The sequence below is a fragment of the Sphingomonas sp. HT-1 genome (assembly GCF_048568905.1).
Classification (GTDB): Bacteria; Pseudomonadota; Alphaproteobacteria; order Sphingomonadales; family Sphingomonadaceae; genus Sphingomonas.
Map to the genome: position 1 here is coordinate 694,806 of NZ_CP183770.1, position 17,587 is coordinate 712,392.

Below are 17,587 nucleotides of genomic sequence, written 5' to 3' on the forward strand. Positions count from 1 at the left end.
GGGACGATGGGTGACCGGCGCAACTATTCCGACGGATATTGGTGGTCGAAAGACGGCCTGCGGCTGCATTATCGCGACTATCCGGGCCGGAAAGATCGCCCGCCCGTCCTGTGTTTCCCGGGGCTTACCCGCAATGCGCGCGACTTCGCCGATTTAGCCGCGCGGCTTTCCGGCGATTGGCGGGTGCTGTGCGTCGAGTTTCGCGGGCGCGGCGAAAGCGCCTATGCCAAGGATCCGATGAGCTATGCGCCGCTTATCTACCTGCAGGATGTCGAGGCGCTGCTGGCCGAGCTGAAGATCGAGAAGTTCGTCGCAATCGGCACGTCGCTCGGCGGCATCGTGACAATGCTTCTGGCGGCTACCGATCGGGGCAAGCTGGCGGGCGCGGTCCTGAACGACGTGGGGCCGGAGCTGAACCCGCAGGGGCTTGCGCGCATTCGGAGCTATGTCGGGAAAGCCGCATGGTATCCCACCTGGATGCACGCGGCCCGGGCTATGGCGGAGGCCAACGCCGATGTGTATCCCGACTACGGGATCGAGGAGTGGCTGGGAATGGCCAAGCGGCTGCACCGGGTGAGTAGCCAAGGCCGCATCGTGCTTGATTACGACATGAAGATCGCCGAGCCGTTCCGTGTGCCGGGCAACGAGGCGGGGCCGGATATGTGGCCGACGATCGACGCGCTTGCCGGCCGTCCGCTGCTGGTGGTGCGGGGCGCGCGATCGGACATCCTGCGCGCCGAAACCGCCGACAAGATGGTCGCGCGAGCGCCGGGCACCGAACTGGTGACGGTGGAGCAGGTGGGCCATGCGCCGACGCTCGACGAGCCGGAGGCGGTGGCGGGTATCGAGCGGCTGCTGGCGAAGGTGGCATAAGATACGCCGCAGGCCAGGGAGGCTTATCGCACATGCGTGGCTGGCGTTCTGCATTCCTAGCTGCGAAGGAACGGCGCGACGGAGCCGAATACGATCTTGGCGCCCCATCCTAACGGATGACGGCGCCGCAAACGCCCGCTAAACCCCGGCCCCCATGTCGATCCATATCCTTCATCTTCATTCCAGCTTCGCGATGGACGGCGGCGAACCGCGATCGGTGCAGCTGATGAACGCCTTTGGCGATCGTGCCCGGCACACCGTCGTCTCGGCGCTGCCCGATCAGCTCTCCGCACGGAATGCGATCGACAAGCATGTGAAATACGAGATCGCGCTCGACCCGCCGCCGCTCGTCGGCAAGCCTTCGGTCAAGCGCTATGAGGCGATCGCGCGGTTCATGCGGCGCTTCGATCTGGTGCTGACCCATGGCTGGGGCGCGATCGACGGGGTGATGGCCGCGCGGGTGTTCGGCAAGGGACTGCCGCCGATCGTGCATCACGAGGATGAGCTCGACGGTGGAGACACCGGCAAGCAGAGCACGATGCGCAACATGTATCGACGCCTCGCACTGCCGGCGGCGAATGCGCTGATCGTGCCTTCGGCGCGGATCGAGCAGGTGGCGTTGCAGTTCTGGAAGCAGCCGGCCGAGCGGATTGTGCGGATTCCGCGCGGCGTGCCGGTAGCGCGCTATGCGCAGGCACCAGAGCCGTCGCTGCTGCCGATGCTGAGTAAGCGGCGCAAGGGGGAGATATTCATCGCGTGTATCTCTGGGCTCCAGCCGGTCGAGGATCTGCCGCTGCTCGTCCGTGCTGTGGGCGGCATGACATCGCGCTTCCGGCTGGTGATCATGGGTGAGGGGCCGGAGCGCCAGGCGATCCTTGACCAGGCCGAGGCGATGGCGGTGGAGGACCAGGTATTCTTGCCAGGCGTGCTGCCCGATCCGCACCGCTATCTGGGGTTGTTCGACCTGTTCGCGCTCTCGGCCAAGGCCGCAGAGGCGCCGGTATCGGTGTTGCAGGCGATGGCCGCAGGACTGACGGTGGTGGCACCCAGGCTAGGGGATATCCCTGCGATGGTATCCGAGCCAAACCAGCGATATTTGCTACCGGATCGCGGCGAAGTGACGCTGCGCGACCGCCTGGATCCCCTTGCGCAGCACCCGGAAGAGCGCAGGCGGGTCGGCGAGGCGAACCGATTGCGCGTTGCGGCGTTGTTCGATGCGGAAGCGATGGTCGAGGCCCATGCCCGGCTCTATGGGCAGGCGATGGGCCGGCCGGGCGTGCTGGGCTGAGATAGGTCCGCGCTATTTGTTACTCGCTTGTTGCGGCCGTTCCGGCTAGCGTCGTGCGGCAATTTTTGTGGAGGCAATGTGTTCAAGGGTCTTTCGCCCATCAACTACAACGGTCGCGAGGTCTGGCCGCTGGTAGAAGGTGGGAAGGGCGTCGCCGCGACCAACCATGCGAGTGCAGGGGCCTGGGCGGCAGCCGGCGGCATCGGCACGGTAAGTGCGGTCAACGCCGACAGCTACGACGCGGATGGCAAGATCATCCCGCAGATCTACCGTGCCCTCACGCGCCGCGAGCGCCATGAAGAACTGATCCAATACGCCATCGAAGGCGCCGTGCAGCAGGTGAAGCGCGCGTTCGACATTGCCGGCGGCAAGGGGGCCATCAACATCAACGTCCTCTGGGAAATGGGCGGCGCGCAGCGCGTCCTCCAGGGCGTGCTGGAGCGGACCAAGGGCATGGTGGCGGGCGTCACCTGCGGCGCGGGCATGCCCTACAAGCTCAGCGAGATCGCGGCGCACCATGAGGTGAGCTACCTGCCGATCGTCAGCTCCGGCCGCGCCTTCCGCGCGCTGTGGAAGCGGGCCTATTCGAAGGCGCAGGAATGGCTGGCGGCGGTGGTTTACGAGGACCCGTGGCTCGCCGGCGGCCATAACGGCCTGTCCAACGCCGAGGACCCGCGCGCGCCGCAGGACCCCTATCCGCGCGTCAAAGCACTGCGTGAGGTAATGCGCGAGGGCGGCCTGCCGGACAGCGTGCCGATCGTGATGGCTGGGGGCGTGTGGTATCTGCGCGATTGGAACGACTGGATCGACAATCCAGAGTTGGGGGCCATTGCCTTCCAGTTCGGCACCCGTCCGCTGCTCACCAAGGAAAGCCCGATCCCTGAGGGGTGGAAGGCCAAGCTGATGGAGATCGAGGAAGGCGATGTGCTGCTGCACCGCTTCTCGCCCACAGGCTTCTACTCGAGTGCGGTGCGCAATCCGTTCCTGCGCCACCTCGAAGCGCGTTCGGAGCGCCAGATCCCGTATTCGACCGAAGCGGCAGGCGACCATACCTTCCAGCTCGACGTGGGCGTGAAGGGCAAGAATTTCTGGGTTACGCGAAACGACCTTCTGCGTGCACGCGAATGGTATGCCCTGGGCTTCACCAGTGCGCTCAAGACGCCGGACAACACGCTAGTATTCGTGACCAGCGAGGACCAGCAGATCATCCGCAAGGACCAGGCCGACTGCATGGGCTGCCTAAGCCAGTGCCAGTTCTCGTCCTGGGCGGATAGCGAGACCAACTCGACCGGCCGACTGGCCGATCCGCGCAGCTTCTGCATCCAGAAGACCCTGCAGGACATCGCCCATGGCGGCGATACCGATCAGAACCTGATGTTTGCCGGCCATGCCGCGTACAACTTCAAGCGCGATCCCTTCTATTCAAACGGGTTCGTGCCGACGGTGAAGCAACTGGTGGACCGGATCTTGACCGGGGATTGAATCCGCACTTTCAAGCCCCTTCTCCTTGGAGGAGGGGTTTGAGGGCGAAGGAATTCCAGAACAGCGGTTGATCTGTGTGAGACTCAGCTCCGTCCCAACCTCTACCCTGAAGGGGAGGGGCTTAGATGGGTGTTACAGCCACCCCTCAAACACCTGATCCGGCGGGCGATGCCCGTCCGCCCAGCTGCGGATATTGGCGATGACCTTCATACCCATCGCCTCGCGCGCCTCGAAAGTCGCTGAGCCGAGGTGCGGCAGCAGCACGACATTTTCGAGCCCCATTAGCCGCGGATCGACGTTCGGCTCGTCGACATAGACGTCGAGCCCGGCACCTGCGATGCGGCGTTCCTGTAGCGCTGCTACCAGCGCGTTCGGATCGACGATCTCGCCGCGCGCGGTGTTGACCAGCCAAGCGTTGGGCCCGAGCAGATCGAGCCGCCGAGCGTCGATCAGGCCGCTGGTGGTGGCCGTGTGCGGCGTGTGAATCGTCAGGATGTCGATCGCTTCCAGCATCGCGTCGAGATCGTCGTGATAGGTTGCGCCGAGCTGGTGCTCCAGCACCTCATGCACGCGATGCCGCCCATGATAATGGATCTGCAGCCCAAACGCCCGCGCGCGCTGCGCCACCGCCTGGCCGATACGGCCCATACCGAGGATGCCTAGCCTGCGCCCCCCGATCCGGTGGCCGCGCATACTGGTGGGGCTCCAGCCGCGCCACGCGCCCGAGCGGACCAGCTTGTCGCCTTCCACCAGTCGGCGCGGCACGGCGAGGATCAGCGCCATCGCCATGTCGGCGGTATCGTCGGTCAGCACGCCGGGGGTGTTGGTAACGACGATGCCGCGGGCGCGAGCGGCCTTGAGGTCGATATGGCCGACGCCGGCGCCGTAATTGGCGATCAGCCGCAACCGATTGGGCGCGGCGGCTATCAGATCCGTTGTAATGCGGTCGGTGACGGTCGGCACCAGCACGTCGGCATCGGCCATGGCGGCGGAGAGAGCCGCGGCGTCCATCGCGCGATCGTCGGGATTCGGTACCGAGTCGAACAGCTCGCCCATTCGCGCTTCGCTGGCGTGCGGCAGCGCGCGCGTTAAAATCACCCGGGGGCGGGACGGTCGCTTTGGATCGGCCATGGCAATGGCTTGGCGAGTGCGTTCGATGCAGTCAACGGTTGAAGCGCTTGCGCCGCTGGTCGATAGACGGGGCCATGCAGCATCGATGCTTCTCGATTGGACTTTTGACTCTGGCGGTCCTGGCGTTCGCCGCTCCTGCGCATGCGGAGCGCAAGCCGCCTTATTATGCCTCGCTGAAGGCCAGCAAGGCGCGGATGCGTAGCGGGCCGGGGCGCAACTATCCGACCAGTTGGTTCTATCAGCGCCGCGGCCTGCCGCTGAAGGTGGTCGCCAGTTACGGCGCATGGCTGAAGGTGCGCGATCCGGATGGCGCGGAAGGCTGGATGCAGGCAAACCTGCTCGAGGACAAACGCACGGGAATCGTGCGCGGCGGCGTGGCCGAACTGCGACGCACCCCCGCGGGCGATTCGCACATCAGCTGGCGCGCGGCCCCGGGAGTGGTGGGGCGGATCAGCGCGTGCAACGCCGGCTGGTGCTGGTTCGACGTCGCGGGCCGCGCAGGCTATGTCGAGCAGGCGCGTCTTTGGGGGACCGATCCGGGGGAGGCGGTGCGGTAGACGGGCGCCGCGATCAGGCGGCGTCGTTCCTGCGGGGCCAAAGCCAAATCGCAGCGAGGGCGGCGCCGAATAAGGCGATCGCCATATCCTTTTGCGGATCCCAAGCATCGCCCTGCTGGCCGTTATACTCATCGGCCATGTCTGGGGCGATGAGGATCGTCAGCAGCCATTCGAAGATCTCGTAAAAGGCACTCATTGCACCGACGAACAGGAATGCGGTCCACACGCCCGCACGCCGCCCCATGCTGGCGTGGCGGTGCATCGCCTGTGCAACAGGTGCCACCCACAGCAGGCCGAACGCCAGATGCACGAACCGGTCATAGCCGTTGCGCACAAGCCCGAGCGTGCCGCCGATGCTGTGCCCAGTAAGAGCGACCGCCCAGGCGTCATAGGGGACGTTCGAATAGGTGTAGCGGCCACCCAGCGTGTGGAGCAGCCAGAAGAGGAGCAAGCCGACGATAGCGGCATCCGATAAGGGCCAGCGCCGCAGCAGAGGCGGGGCCGCCAAAAGCAGCAGCACGGTCGGCAGGTGCTGCAGCGGCGCGATTTCCGGGTAGGGCTGGCGGATGTTCGCAAAGACGACGGCGAGGCCGAGGAGCAGGAGCGACGCCAGCTGCGGTCGCGGAAGCCCGCGCCAGGCAGAGCCGTAGGAAGACATGGGAGAGGGATGACTTCTTTCCTCCCGCATGTCGAGCAGCGCTCGCTCGCGCAACTCGTCAGTCCATGAGTTCCACCGCCACGGCTGTCGCTTCGCCTCCGCCGATGCACAGCGATGCCAGGCCGCGCTTCTGGCCCTTGCGTTCCAGCGCCGATAGCAGCGTCGCCAGCACTCGCGCACCGCTCGCGCCGATAGGATGGCCTAGCGCGCATGCACCGCCATGAATGTTTACCACGTCATGGCTGAGGCCCAGGTCCTGCATCGCGATCATCGTCACGCAGGCAAAGGCTTCGTTAACCTCGAAAAGATCTACATCGCCCGTTTGCCAGCCAGCTTTCTCCAGCGCCTTGCGCATGGCGAAGACTGGTGCGGTAGTGAAGCGCGCCGGCGCGTGTGCGTGGGCGGCATGAGAGACGATCCGCGCGATCGGCGTCAGACCCAACTTTTCCGCGACCGATGCGCGGGCCAGCACCAGCGCCGCTGCCCCGTCCGAGATCGACGAGGCATTGGCGGCGGTGATCGTGCCGTCCTTGGCGAAAGCCGGCTTGAGCGTCGGGATCTTCGCCGGATCGGCTTTCCCAGGCTGCTCGTCAAGCGCCACGGTCACGACGCCCTTACGGCCCTGCAAATCGACGGGGACGATCTCCCGGTCGAACGCTCCGCTGGTCTGTGCCGCCTTGGCACGCTCGAGGCTCGCGATGGCGAAGGCGTCCTGCGCATCGCGGGTGAACTGATATTCGCCGGCGGTTTCCTCCGCGAAGCTGCCCATCAGCCGGCCGGGCTCATAGGCATCTTCCAGCCCGTCCAGGAACATATGGTCCTTCAGCACGTCGTGGCCGATGCGCGCGCCATTGCGGTGACGCATCGACAGATAGGGCGCGTTGGTCATGCTCTCCATGCCCCCGGCGACCAGTAGACCGGCCGAGCCGGCGGCAAGCGCCTCGGCCGCCATGATCGTCGCCTGCATGCCCGATCCGCACATCTTGTTGATCGTTGTCGCTTCGATGTGCAGCGGCAGGCCGGCCTTCAGTGCGGCCTGCCGGGCCGGAGCCTGGCCTAGTCCGGCGGGAAGCACGCAGCCCATATAGATGCGCTCGACGGCCTCGCCGTGTAGCCCGGCGCGCTCGACAGCGGCGCCCACCGCCGTGGCGCCGAGGTCGGTAGCGCTAGCATCGGCGAGACATCCCTGAAAACTGCCCATCGGCGTGCGGGCATAGGAAAGGATCACGATCGGATCGGCGGACATACAGGCTCCTCTCAACGGTTGGCGCCGATCTAGGCGGGCGGGCTACGGTTTGCAAAAGCGATCGCGCTCCCGCAGGAAGGCGCGGTGCATGAACCCCGTCGATCTTCCGATAAACCGCGCCGCGATTTGCGGCTGACTCGCGGCACGCTCGGGCGGTTCCGGCACTGGGAGCTCTCCAATATGCAAGCGGCAGGCGCATGAGCGCGATCGCGGCGTGGGGGTGGCCCGTCCTGCTCGGCGTTTTGGGAGCGGTGTTCGGCAGCTTCATTGCCGTGGTCGCAATCCGCTGGCCCGCAGGACGCCGCGCCACGCGGGGGCGATCGGCCTGCGACAGCTGCGCCCGATCGTTGACAGCAGCGGAGCTGATACCGGTGCTGAGTTTCCTCGTGCAGCGAGGCAAATGTCGCCACTGCCAGGCGACGATCCCGCCGAGCCATGTGGTGACGGAGATCGCCGGGTTGGCGATCGGCGTGATTGCCGGCCTCGCCGTGCCGGGGCTGCAGGGGGCCGCCGGTGCACTGTTCGGCTGGCTGCTGCTGGCGCTTGCCGCCCTCGATCTGGCAGCGTTCTGGCTGCCGAACGCGCTCAATGCCGCGCTGGCCGTGGCGGGGCTCGCTACCGGCGCGTTCGCGCTGGGCCCGCCACTGGCGGATCGCGTAATCGGCGGGGCAGGTGGCTTCGCCGTGCTATGGCTGGTGGCGCGCGGATATAAGGCGGCTCGAGGGCGACAGGGACTAGGCGGCGGAGATCCCAAGCTGTTCGCTGCAATCGGCTGTTGGCTTGGATGGCAGGACCTACCGTTGGTGCTGCTGGCGGCGAGCCTGATCGGGCTGGCAGCAGTGCTGGGCATGATGTGCGCCGGCAGGCGGGTGCGGGCGACGGATCGCCTGCCGTTCGGGGTGATGCTCGCCGCCGGTGCGTGGACGGTGTGGCTGGCGCCGCATCTTGTTCCGCCATCACCGCTGCCGGGCAGTACGATGATATTAGCGAGGGTACCTGACGCGCATTGAACCGCAGCGGCAAACGGCCCAAAAAAAAGGCCGCCCCAAAGGGCAGCCTATGAAAGTCTTAGGAGAGGATGCCTGAAAGGCCCGATCTTTCTGCACCTTACGAGGGTCTGCTGCAAGTGCGAAGTGTTACCGGTATCATTGCAAAATTTGCAACCTGTTAGCGTTGTCACTTGCGAAAAACGAAACCGCACATGAGGGATCTGCGTGACAACATTGAAATTAAACAATTTTTTGCCGTATCGGATGTCCATCGCCTCAAACGCCGTATCCTATGCAGTGGCCAGCGCATATCGGACATTGTTTGGCCTGCGCATCCCGGAATGGCGACTCGTGGCGGTGCTTGCAGAAGGCGGGGCGATGAGCCAGCAGGCGCTATGCGGCCGCACGCGCATGGACAAGGTGACGGTGAGCCGCGCCGCAATCGGACTGGTCGAACGCGGCCTGATCGCTCGCGCCGCCAATCCGAGTGACCAGCGGTCGCATCTCGTCGCGCTGACGCCGGAAGGATGGCAGCTGTACGAGCAGATCGCGCCCAAGGCGCTGGAGCTGGAGGCAAGGCTGTTCGCCAGCTTCTCGGATGCGGAGAAAGCGCAGCTTTCGGCGATGCTTGCGCGGATCGAGGCGGCGGCTACGGCATTTGACGGGGGTTGATCGCCCGGCGTGCCCTCGCGTAGACAGGGTCTGCCCTCCCCAGGCGTGTAGCAAAGAACCGCGAGGAGGACTCCGTGACGACTTATGTTGACCGCGCCGGATTGCAGGTTGCAGCCACGCTGGCCCGCTTCGTCGAGGAGGCCGTGCTCCCGCCGCTCTCCATCGATAGCGCTGCCTTCTGGACGAGCGCGGCGGCGGTCTTCGTCGAACTCGCGCCGGTGAATCGCGCGCTCCTTGACAAGCGGGATGCACTGCAAGCGGCGATCGACGCGCGGCTGATGGCCGGCGAGGCGGTCGACGAGGGCTTTCTGCGCGGGATCGGCTATCTGTTGCCTGAGCCGGCGCCGTTCGCCATCGCCACCGAAAATGTCGATGCCGAGATTTCGACGCTTGCCGGGCCGCAGCTGGTGGTGCCGGCGCTCAACGCTCGTTTCGTGCTCAACGCGGCAAACGCGCGCTGGGGCAGCCTGTATGATGCCCTGTACGGCACCGATGCCATCCAAGGTGCGCCGCATTCCGGCGGCTATGATGCGGCGCGAGGCCGGCAGGTGATCGCCTGGGCGCGGGGCTTTCTCGACCAGATTGCGCCGGCAGCTACCGAAATCGGCAGCGCCACGGACGGCGCGCGGGAGGCGACCTATTATCGTGGCGGCAACGGGCTGCACTTCGCCATCGTGCGCGATCCCCGCCATCCGATCGGCAAGGACGATCCCGATCATATCGCCGATGTGCTGCTCGAATCGGCGCTGACCGCAATCATCGACCTTGAGGATTCGGTCGCGGCGGTAGATGCCGAGGACAAGGTACTCGGCTATGCCAATTGGCTCGGACTAATGCGCGGCGATCTGGCGGAAACATTCGTGAAGAATGGCGAGAGCCTTACCCGTACACTGGTCGCCGATCGCGTGCTGGCGAACGGGGTCACGTTACCCGGTCGCGCGGTGCTGCTGATCCGAAATGTCGGCCACTTGATGACGACGCCGGCGGTGCTTTTGCCAGACGGCAAAGAAGCGCCCGAGGGTGTTTTGGACGCGATCGTCACTGGGGCGATTGGCCTGCACGACTTGAAGGGTCTGGGCACGCTGCGCAACAGCCGGGCGGGATCGATCTATGTCGTGAAGCCGAAGATGCATGGGCCCGAGGAATGCGCCTTTGCCGATCGGCTCTACGGTGCCGTCGAGAAACTGCTTGGGATCGCGCCCAACACGATCAAGATCGGCCTGATGGACGAGGAGCGGCGCACTTCCGCCAATCTCGCCGCGTGCATCCATGCGCTGAAGCACCGGCTGTTCTTCATCAACACCGGATTCCTCGACCGCACGGGCGATGAAATTCACACCAGCATGCGCACGGGCCCAATGGTGCCCAAGGCCGAGATGAAGAACGCGCGCTGGATCGCCGCCTATGAGGCGCGTAACGTGCGCATTGGGCTGGATTGCGGCCTTTCCGGCAAGGCGCAGATTGGCAAGGGCATGTGGGCGGCGCCGGATCGAATGGCCGACATGCTGGCGCAGAAGATCGCGCATCCGAACAGCGGCGCGACTACTGCATGGGTTCCGAGCCCCACCGCGGCGACGCTGCACGCCACGCATTATCATCAGGTCGATGTCTTCGCCCGCCAGCGCGCGCTTGCAACGGCGGTGCCGCCGCTTTTGTCCGATCTGCTGACCGTGCCGCTCGCCGGGGGGCGGAACTGGACGGCAGACGAGATCGCGCAGGAACTGGACAACAATGCGCAGGGCATATTGGGCTATGTCGTTCGCTGGGTGGACCAGGGGGTCGGTTGCTCGAAGGTGCCGGACTTGCACGATATCGGTTTAATGGAGGATCGCGCGACGCTGCGCATTTCGTCGCAGCACATCGCCAATTGGCTGCTGCACGGCGTTGCGAGCGCGGCGCAGGTGGAAGCCGCTTTGCTGCGCATGGCGGCCAAGGTGGACGCGCAGAATGCCGGCGACCCAGCCTATCGCTCGATGGCAAGCGATCCGGCGCGGAGCTTGGCGTTTCAGGCGGCGAAGGCGTTGATCTTTGAAGGAGCGACACAGCCAAACGGCTATACGGAGCCGTTGCTGCACCGCTTCCGCGCCCTCGCCAAGGCGCGCGAGGCTTGCAATTGATCGCAACCTTCGCTTCTGCGGATTAAGCTTGGGAGCAAAATCGGCAACAAACCGTTACGGATTCAAGTGGGCCGGAATCGATCACGGCTCCCGAAGGAGGCGCGTGGTAATAGGGGTTCGGGCGGTTTGGATCGCCGCGCTCGCCGGGGCGAGTTTCATTCCGGCACTGGCCCAGGCGCAGATCAGCGATGCCAAGCCGGGCCAGGGCGCGCCGGGGCAGGCGCTGCCCGGCGGCGATGCTGCGCGCGATCCGGCCCCTGACGCCCAAGAGCCGATCGTTCCCGACGCGGCATTCGAAAAGGCGCTGCCCAAGCTGAGCGACGACATCAATGCGCCGCTGGAGCCGATCCAGAGGTTCGATAAACCCGCAGCCCCGCCCGTGCAGCCCAACGCTGTGCAGCCTGCAGCGCCGACCCAGCAGAGTCCGGCGCCCGTGCCCGCGGGGGATCAGGCGCCCGCGCCCAGCCAGAATCAGGGGCTCGCGCCAGTGGGGCCGGTTCCCGCTGAGATGGAAGCGCCACTGCCATCGTTAGCCGAATTCAAGGTCGATCCCTCCGCAGCCCCGGCGGAAGACGATTCCGAAGAGGCGCCGGCTATTCGCTACACCACGGTAGTGACGGGGCTCGACAAGCTGCGGCTGGAAGATTCGTTCGACAATCTCTCCGCCCTATCCAACGGCAAGGGCAAGGCCGCCAACGCCGCCATGGTCGCTGCGCGCGCGCGCGAGGACGAAAAGCTCGCGCTCCGGCTGATGCGGTCACTCGGCTATTACGACGGCGCCGCCTCGTCGCTGCTCGAACAGGTGCCGCCTAATTCGGGCAATCTGCGCGCGACGATCACGGCAAGCCCGGGGACGCTGTACCGGTTGGGCACGATCCGCATCGAGAGCGACCAGACCGTTCCGTTCGGCCTGCTCGACCGCGAGCTGAATTTGAACCCGGGCGATCCGATCCAAGCGGATCGCGTGATGGGCGCCGAGGCGAACGTCTCGCTGCGGCTGCCGCAGCAGGGATATCCGTTTGTGGAGGTCGGCCAGCGTGACATCCTGCTCGACGAGACGACGCATACCGGCGACTATACGTTGCCGGTTACCCTTGGGCCGCGCGCCAGCTTCGGGGCGATCCAGACGGGCGGGGCGCGGCCGGTGTTCGATGCCGAGCACGTCAATATCTTCCGCCGCTATCGTGAGGGGGCGATCTATGACAGCCGGCGGGTGGACGATTTGCGGCAGGCGCTGATCGCGACTGGGCTGTTCTCCACCGTCGCGGTGGAGCCGAAGCGGACAGGCGAGCCCGGCCCCGACGGCACTGAGAAGGTAGATCTGCTCGTCACCCAAGTGGCGGGAAAGCCGCGCACGCTGGCTGGCGAACTGGGCTACAGCACCGGACAGGGCATCAAGCTGCAGGCGAGCTGGACTCACCGCAACCTGTTCCCGCCCGAAGGCGCGCTGACCGTGAGCAGCATCTTGGGTACTCAAGAACAGGCGCTGACGACCACCTTCCGCAGATCGAATGCCGGCAAGCGCGATCGCACGCTGTTGCTGATCGCCTCGCTCAATCACGCGAACTACGAAGCATTCGAATCCTATACCACGACGCTGTCGGGGCGGATCTCGCGCGATTCGACGCCGATCTGGCAAAAGCGCTGGACCTATTACTACGGCGCGGAACTGGTGGGTTCGAACGAGGACCGGTACAATTTCGACCTGGGGAAGCGCGACCGCGGCACCTGGCTGATCGCGGCAATTCCTACGTTCCTTGGCTATGACACGTCCGACGACCTGCTGAATCCCACCCGCGGCTATCGCATCAAGGCCAATGCGAGCGCTGAAACGTCGGTGCGCGGATCGGTGCGGCCCTATGTGCGGACGATGGTCGAGGTGACCGGCTATTATCCCGTCACCCGCAACATAGTAATCGCCGGGCGCGCGCGTGCGGGATCGATCAACGGCGTCTTGCGCGACGAACTGCCGCCGTCACGGCGCTACTACAGCGGGGGCGGCGGATCGGTGCGTGGCTTCGGCTATCAGCAGCTCGGCCCGCGATCGCCAGACGACCGGCCGGTGGGCGGCCGATCGTTTAACGAATTCGGCATCGAGGCGCGCTATCGCTTCGGCAACTACGGCATCGTCCCGTTTGTCGATGCGGGACAGGTCTATGAAGGCGTTATGCCGACGGGGCGCAATCTGCGCTTCGGCGCGGGCATCGGTGGTCGGCTTTACACCAACTTCGGCCCGCTGCGAATCGATGTGGCGACGCCGATCGCACGCAAGCGGAACGAACCAAAGATCGCACTCTATATCTCGATCGGGCAGGCCTTCTGATGGTGGACGCATTGCCTGAAGGCGAGAAACCGGCATCCGCAGTGCGACCGGGCAAGCCCATCTGGCTGCGCGTCGTGCAGTGGGTTGTCGTCGGCGCGGTGTCGCTCGCCGCGGTGGTGGGGCTGGCGCTGCTGGGGCTCGATACCCAGCCGGGGCGCCGACTGATCGCAGACCAGCTCAGCCGCCTGCAACTCGCTTCCGGCCTCGGTTTTCGCATCGGGCGGATCGATGGATCGATCTATGGCGCGATGGTGCTGCGCGATGTGCGTGTGCGCGATGCAAAGGGCGTGTTCGCTACCGCGCAGGAGATCCGGCTGGACTGGCGGCCGTTCGCCTATGCCAACAACCGGATTGACATCCGCAGCCTTACCAGTCCCGAGGTGCGGCTGGCGCGGCTGCCCGAATTGAAACCGTCGGGCGATCCGAACGCGCCGCTGCTCCCGGATCTGAACATCGATATCGCCCGGCTGGAGGTCGTCCGGGTCGACATCGGCCCGGGCGTGAGCGGGCAGCGGCACATCGCGCGGCTGCGTGGATCGGCCCATCTTTCGGACGGACGGGCACAGATCCGCGCCGATGCCGGCACGATCGCGGCGCGCGGCGTAGCGGGCGGCGACCGGCTGAACCTAACATTGGACGCGGTGCCGGCGGCGAACCGGCTTCGCATCGATCTTCGGCTCGACGCGCCGGCGGCAGGTCTGGTCGCCAGTCTCGCCAAGCTGCAGGCGCCGCTGCGTGCGACGGTGCAAGGCAGCGGTGACTGGAAGCAATGGCGCGGGCGCGGCCTTGCCACGCTGGGCGGTGCGAATTTCGCCAATCTAACGATTGCCGCAGACAATGGTCGCTTCCAAATCCGCGGCATGACGCATCCGGGCCTGTATCTGGCGGGGCCAGTGGAGCGGCTGACGGCGCCGGGTCTGCAGCTGGATACCGATTTCCGATGGGCGGACCGGACGGCGAACGGCGTGGTGAAGCTACGCTCGGACGCGCTTTCGGCAGAGGCGAGCGGGCTCGTCGACCTCGGCAACAACCAATTCCGCAACGTGCGCGTCGACGCGCTGCTGATCAAGCCCGGCTCGATCGCGCCGCAGCTGAATGGGCGAGCAGTGCGCGCCGCCCTGGCACTGGATGGAGCGTTCGCCACGCCGATGGTGGATTACAAGCTCTCCGCGGGCGCGATCGGCTTCGGCGAGACGGTGGTCGAGGGGCTGGTGGCGGAGGGCCAGGCCAGGGTGAATTCCGACCGGATCCTGATCCCCGTGCGCGCAAGCGCGAAGCGCATTGCGGGCTTGAATGCCGCCGCCGGCGGGCTCGTTACTAACGTGTCGATCAACGGCGACCTAGCCATCTCGGGCGGACGTATCCTGTCCGACAATCTCCGGCTTCGTTCGGACAAGGTGGACGCGACTGCCATTGTCGCCGCCGACATGGCGCGCGGCCGCTACGCCGGTGCGATCAAGGGCCGGATCAACCAGTATCGGATTGATGGGGTCGGCGTGGTCGACCTTAACACCGATGCGGAACTCTATACCGCGCCCGGCGGCGGCTGGGGCATTCGCGGCCGTGTGGCGGGGCGCAGCCGCACACTGTTCAACGAAGGCGTGCGCAACTTTTTGGGCGGGAACACCGTCGCGTCGGCGCGGCTGAACCTGGATCCGCGCGGCGTGATCGGTATCAGCGAGGTGCGAATGCGGGCACCTCAATTCCGGGTGCTGCGCGGATCGGGCACCTATGATCCGGCCGGACCGATCCGGCTGACCGCCGAGGCCGTATCGACCCGATATGGCCCGCTCAGCGCGCGCGTGACCGGCACGCTGGCAGCGCCGCAGCTCCTCTTGCGGGCCGAAAAGCCGGGGTTGGGCGTGGGCCTTGCCAAGGTTGAGGCGCGGGTGAGCGGGCGCGGCGACGCCTATGCCGTCACCGCCACTGGCGAGAGCAATTACGGGCCGTTCAACGCCGATGTGCTGGTGCGCACCGGCCGCGCGCTGGCAATCGACGTGCGCGCGGCCCGCTTTGCGGGCATGAACATCGTAGGCCAGGTGCAAGCCACGCCGACTGGGCCCTTTGCAGGACAGTTGCGCTTCCAGGGATCGGGTGTCGATGGCGTGGCGACGCTGGGCGCAGAAGGCGATCTTCAGCGCGCGGACCTGCGCGCCGCAGCTTTCAACGCGAGCATACCGGGCGTCGCGGAGTTCTCCATCGGCCGCGCCATTGCCACTGGCAGCATCGTGCTGGCGGAGCAGCCGCAGATCCTAGCGGATGTGCAGATCGCCAACCTGAAGCGCGGCGAGTTCCTGCTGAAGACGGCACGCGCCAAGATCGACTATCGTGGCGGCAACGGATCGGTGCAGGCGGTTGCGACGGGATCGTCCGGTGTGCCGTTCGACATCGCGGTGAACGGACGAATGACGCCCAAGCAGTGGCTGCTGACGTTGCAGGGGCAGGCGAGCGGCATCCGCTTCCGCACACCGAATGCGATGCAGGTCGCGGTGAACGATGGGCGATATCGGCTGTTGCCGACGCGGATCGACTTCGACCAGGGCAGCGTGCGGATCGCGGGGCGATATGGCGACGGCATGGCCGTCCAGGCGCGGCTCGACCGGATGGACCTGGCGATCATCAACGCCTTCGTGCCCGATCTGGGCATGGGCGGCACCGCGTCCGGCAGCCTGGACTTCGCTCAGCCGGATGCAGATACGTTCCCGAGCGCCGATGTCCGGCTTGAGATCGACGACCTGACCCGATCGAGCCTCGCGCGGGTTTCGACGCCGGTGCATGTCAGCCTGCTGGCCCGGCTGCTGCCGGATGGCGGCGACGCGCGGGCGCTGATCCGAAAGGGCGATGCCACGATCGGCCGCGTGGTCGCGACGCTGCGGCCGCTCGGCCCGAGCGCGGGTAGTTGGACGCAGCGGCTGATGGCAGCGCCGCTTTCCGGCGGCATCCGCTATAATGGCCCGTCCGCGCTGCCCTTCGCCTTTGCCGGGCTGCCGAACCAGCAGCTCACCGGCCCGATCGGAATCGCTGCCGACTTCTCCGGCCGCGTTGATCGACCGCAGCTGAACGGCCTGGTGCGCGCCGACAACCTGACCTACGACAACGAAACGACGGGCACGCGCCTCGCCAATCTGAAGATCGACGGGCAGTTCTCCAACGACGCTTTCGTCCTCAACCAGGCAAGCGCGCGTGCCGGGGACGGCACCGTGAGCGCGAGCGGCCGGGTGGGCCTTTCATCCGCAGAGGGTTTCCCGATGGCGATCAATGTCAAGCTCGCCGATGCGCGCCTGGCGCGGAGCGAATCGCTTGGGGCGACCGCGAGCGGATCGCTGACGGTCACCAAGGGCGCCGGCGTGCAGAAGATCGAGGGCGACATTTCCATCCCCCAAGCCAATTACCAGATAATCCGTCAGGGCGCGGCCGAGATCTCGGAACTGACCGGGGTCCGGCGGAAGGGCGACTTGGATCCGGCGCAGCAGGCGCGTGCACCCAAGCCGGCGCGTGCCTTCGCCAATTTCGACCTGAACATCCTGGTGCATGCCGATAACCGGCTGATGCTGAGCGGCATGGGCCTGGAATCCGAATGGCAGGCGCGGATCACCATCGGCGGCACGACGATCAACCCGCAGGTCCGCGGAACGATGGAAGTCGTGCGCGGCACCTATAGCTTCGCCAGCCGCCGGTTCGACCTGAGCAAGGGTATCATCCGTTTTCAGGGCGCGGAACTGACTAATCCGACGATCGACATCTCCGCCAGCACCACGGCGGAAGGCGTCACCGCGATCCTCAACATCACCGGAACCGCGCAAAAGCCGCAGATCGCATTCACGTCCAATCCTGCGCTGCCGCAGGACGAAGTGCTGTCGCGCCTGTTCTTCGGCACGAACGTGACCAATCTTTCCGCCACGGAGGCGATCCAGTTGGCGGCGGCGCTGAACTCGCTGCGCGGTAGCGGCGGCGGGCTCAATCCGCTCGGCCAGCTGAAATCGGCAACGGGTATCGATCGGTTGCGCGTGCTCGGCGCCGACGATACGACGGGCCGCGGGACCTCACTTGCCGCGGGCAAGTATATCACCAACGATATCTACATCGAGATCATCACCGATGCCCGCGGTTTCACAGCGACGCAGCTAGAGATTTCGCTTTCCCGGGCGCTGAGTGCATTGTCGCAGACCAGTTCCTTCGGCGGATCGGGAGCAAGCCTGCGCTACTCTCGTGATTATTGAGGTAGCGCGACATGACAAGGCATGCGACGAT

At 65.8% G+C, this 17,587-nt stretch carries 12 protein-coding genes; 9 read left to right on the forward strand and 3 right to left on the reverse strand.

Going from position 1 to position 17,587, the window contains the following annotated elements:
- The first annotated feature begins 6 nt into the window (after nucleotides 1–6).
- The 3 genes from ACNFJ7_RS03305 to ACNFJ7_RS03315 all read left to right on the forward strand — a co-directional run bounded on the left by ACNFJ7_RS03305 (nucleotide 7) and on the right by ACNFJ7_RS03315 (nucleotide 3,643).
- Nucleotides 7–873: an alpha/beta fold hydrolase gene (locus ACNFJ7_RS03305; protein WP_026008849.1), complete on the forward strand. Its 867-nt coding sequence runs from the start codon at nucleotides 7–9 to the stop codon at nucleotides 871–873.
- 154 nt (nucleotides 874–1,027) lie between these two features.
- Nucleotides 1,028–2,161, forward strand: a complete 1,134-nt coding sequence (locus ACNFJ7_RS03310) for a glycosyltransferase family 4 protein (protein WP_019367991.1) — start codon at nucleotides 1,028–1,030, stop codon at nucleotides 2,159–2,161.
- Nucleotides 2,162–2,239: 78 nt separating this feature from the next.
- Nucleotides 2,240–3,643, forward strand: coding sequence for an NAD(P)H-dependent flavin oxidoreductase (locus ACNFJ7_RS03315; protein ID WP_019367990.1), 1,404 nt, complete (start codon nucleotides 2,240–2,242; stop codon nucleotides 3,641–3,643).
- Between the two features lie 132 nt (nucleotides 3,644–3,775).
- Here ACNFJ7_RS03315 and ACNFJ7_RS03320 read toward each other — a convergent pair whose 3' ends face one another.
- Nucleotides 3,776–4,774, reverse strand: a complete 999-nt coding sequence (locus ACNFJ7_RS03320) for a 2-hydroxyacid dehydrogenase (protein ID WP_026008848.1) — start codon at nucleotides 4,772–4,774, stop codon at nucleotides 3,776–3,778.
- Nucleotides 4,775–4,848: 74 nt separating this feature from the next.
- Between ACNFJ7_RS03320 and ACNFJ7_RS03325 the strand changes: the two genes are divergently transcribed.
- Complete coding sequence (locus ACNFJ7_RS03325) at nucleotides 4,849–5,331, forward strand: SH3 domain-containing protein (protein ID WP_019367988.1); 483 nt, start codon at nucleotides 4,849–4,851, stop codon at nucleotides 5,329–5,331.
- A gap of 13 nt (nucleotides 5,332–5,344) precedes the next feature.
- Here ACNFJ7_RS03325 and ACNFJ7_RS03330 read toward each other — a convergent pair whose 3' ends face one another.
- On the reverse strand, nucleotides 5,345–5,989 hold the full coding sequence (locus ACNFJ7_RS03330; RefSeq protein ID WP_019367987.1) for a DUF2238 domain-containing protein: 645 nt from the start codon (nucleotides 5,987–5,989) through the stop codon (nucleotides 5,345–5,347).
- A gap of 58 nt (nucleotides 5,990–6,047) precedes the next feature.
- Nucleotides 6,048–7,235, reverse strand: a complete 1,188-nt coding sequence (locus ACNFJ7_RS03335) for an acetyl-CoA C-acyltransferase (RefSeq protein WP_019367986.1) — start codon at nucleotides 7,233–7,235, stop codon at nucleotides 6,048–6,050.
- A gap of 197 nt (nucleotides 7,236–7,432) precedes the next feature.
- Between ACNFJ7_RS03335 and ACNFJ7_RS03340 the strand changes: the two genes are divergently transcribed.
- The 5 genes from ACNFJ7_RS03340 to ACNFJ7_RS03360 all read left to right on the forward strand — a co-directional run bounded on the left by ACNFJ7_RS03340 (nucleotide 7,433) and on the right by ACNFJ7_RS03360 (nucleotide 17,556).
- Nucleotides 7,433–8,245: a prepilin peptidase gene (locus ACNFJ7_RS03340; RefSeq protein ID WP_019367985.1), complete on the forward strand. Its 813-nt coding sequence runs from the start codon at nucleotides 7,433–7,435 to the stop codon at nucleotides 8,243–8,245.
- A 243-nt stretch (nucleotides 8,246–8,488) separates the two neighbouring features.
- Nucleotides 8,489–8,896 carry a MarR family winged helix-turn-helix transcriptional regulator gene (locus tag ACNFJ7_RS03345; RefSeq protein WP_019367984.1) on the forward strand — a complete coding sequence of 136 codons (408 nt, stop codon included), beginning with the start codon at nucleotides 8,489–8,491 and terminating at the stop codon, nucleotides 8,894–8,896.
- A gap of 74 nt (nucleotides 8,897–8,970) precedes the next feature.
- Nucleotides 8,971–11,013 carry a malate synthase G gene (locus ACNFJ7_RS03350; RefSeq protein ID WP_037512792.1) on the forward strand — a complete coding sequence of 681 codons (2,043 nt, stop codon included), beginning with the start codon at nucleotides 8,971–8,973 and terminating at the stop codon, nucleotides 11,011–11,013.
- A 103-nt stretch (nucleotides 11,014–11,116) separates the two neighbouring features.
- Nucleotides 11,117–13,336 (forward strand): autotransporter assembly complex protein TamA, encoded by a 2,220-nt coding sequence (locus ACNFJ7_RS03355; RefSeq protein WP_019367982.1) that lies wholly within the window; start codon nucleotides 11,117–11,119, stop codon nucleotides 13,334–13,336.
- The gene (locus ACNFJ7_RS03360) at nucleotides 13,336–17,556 is read left to right on the forward strand and encodes a translocation/assembly module TamB domain-containing protein (protein WP_019367981.1); all 4,221 of its coding nucleotides are present in this window, start codon (nucleotides 13,336–13,338) and stop codon (nucleotides 17,554–17,556) included. The genes ACNFJ7_RS03355 and ACNFJ7_RS03360 overlap by 1 nt, the downstream gene beginning before the upstream one ends.
- Nucleotides 17,557–17,587: the final 31 nt, after the last annotated feature.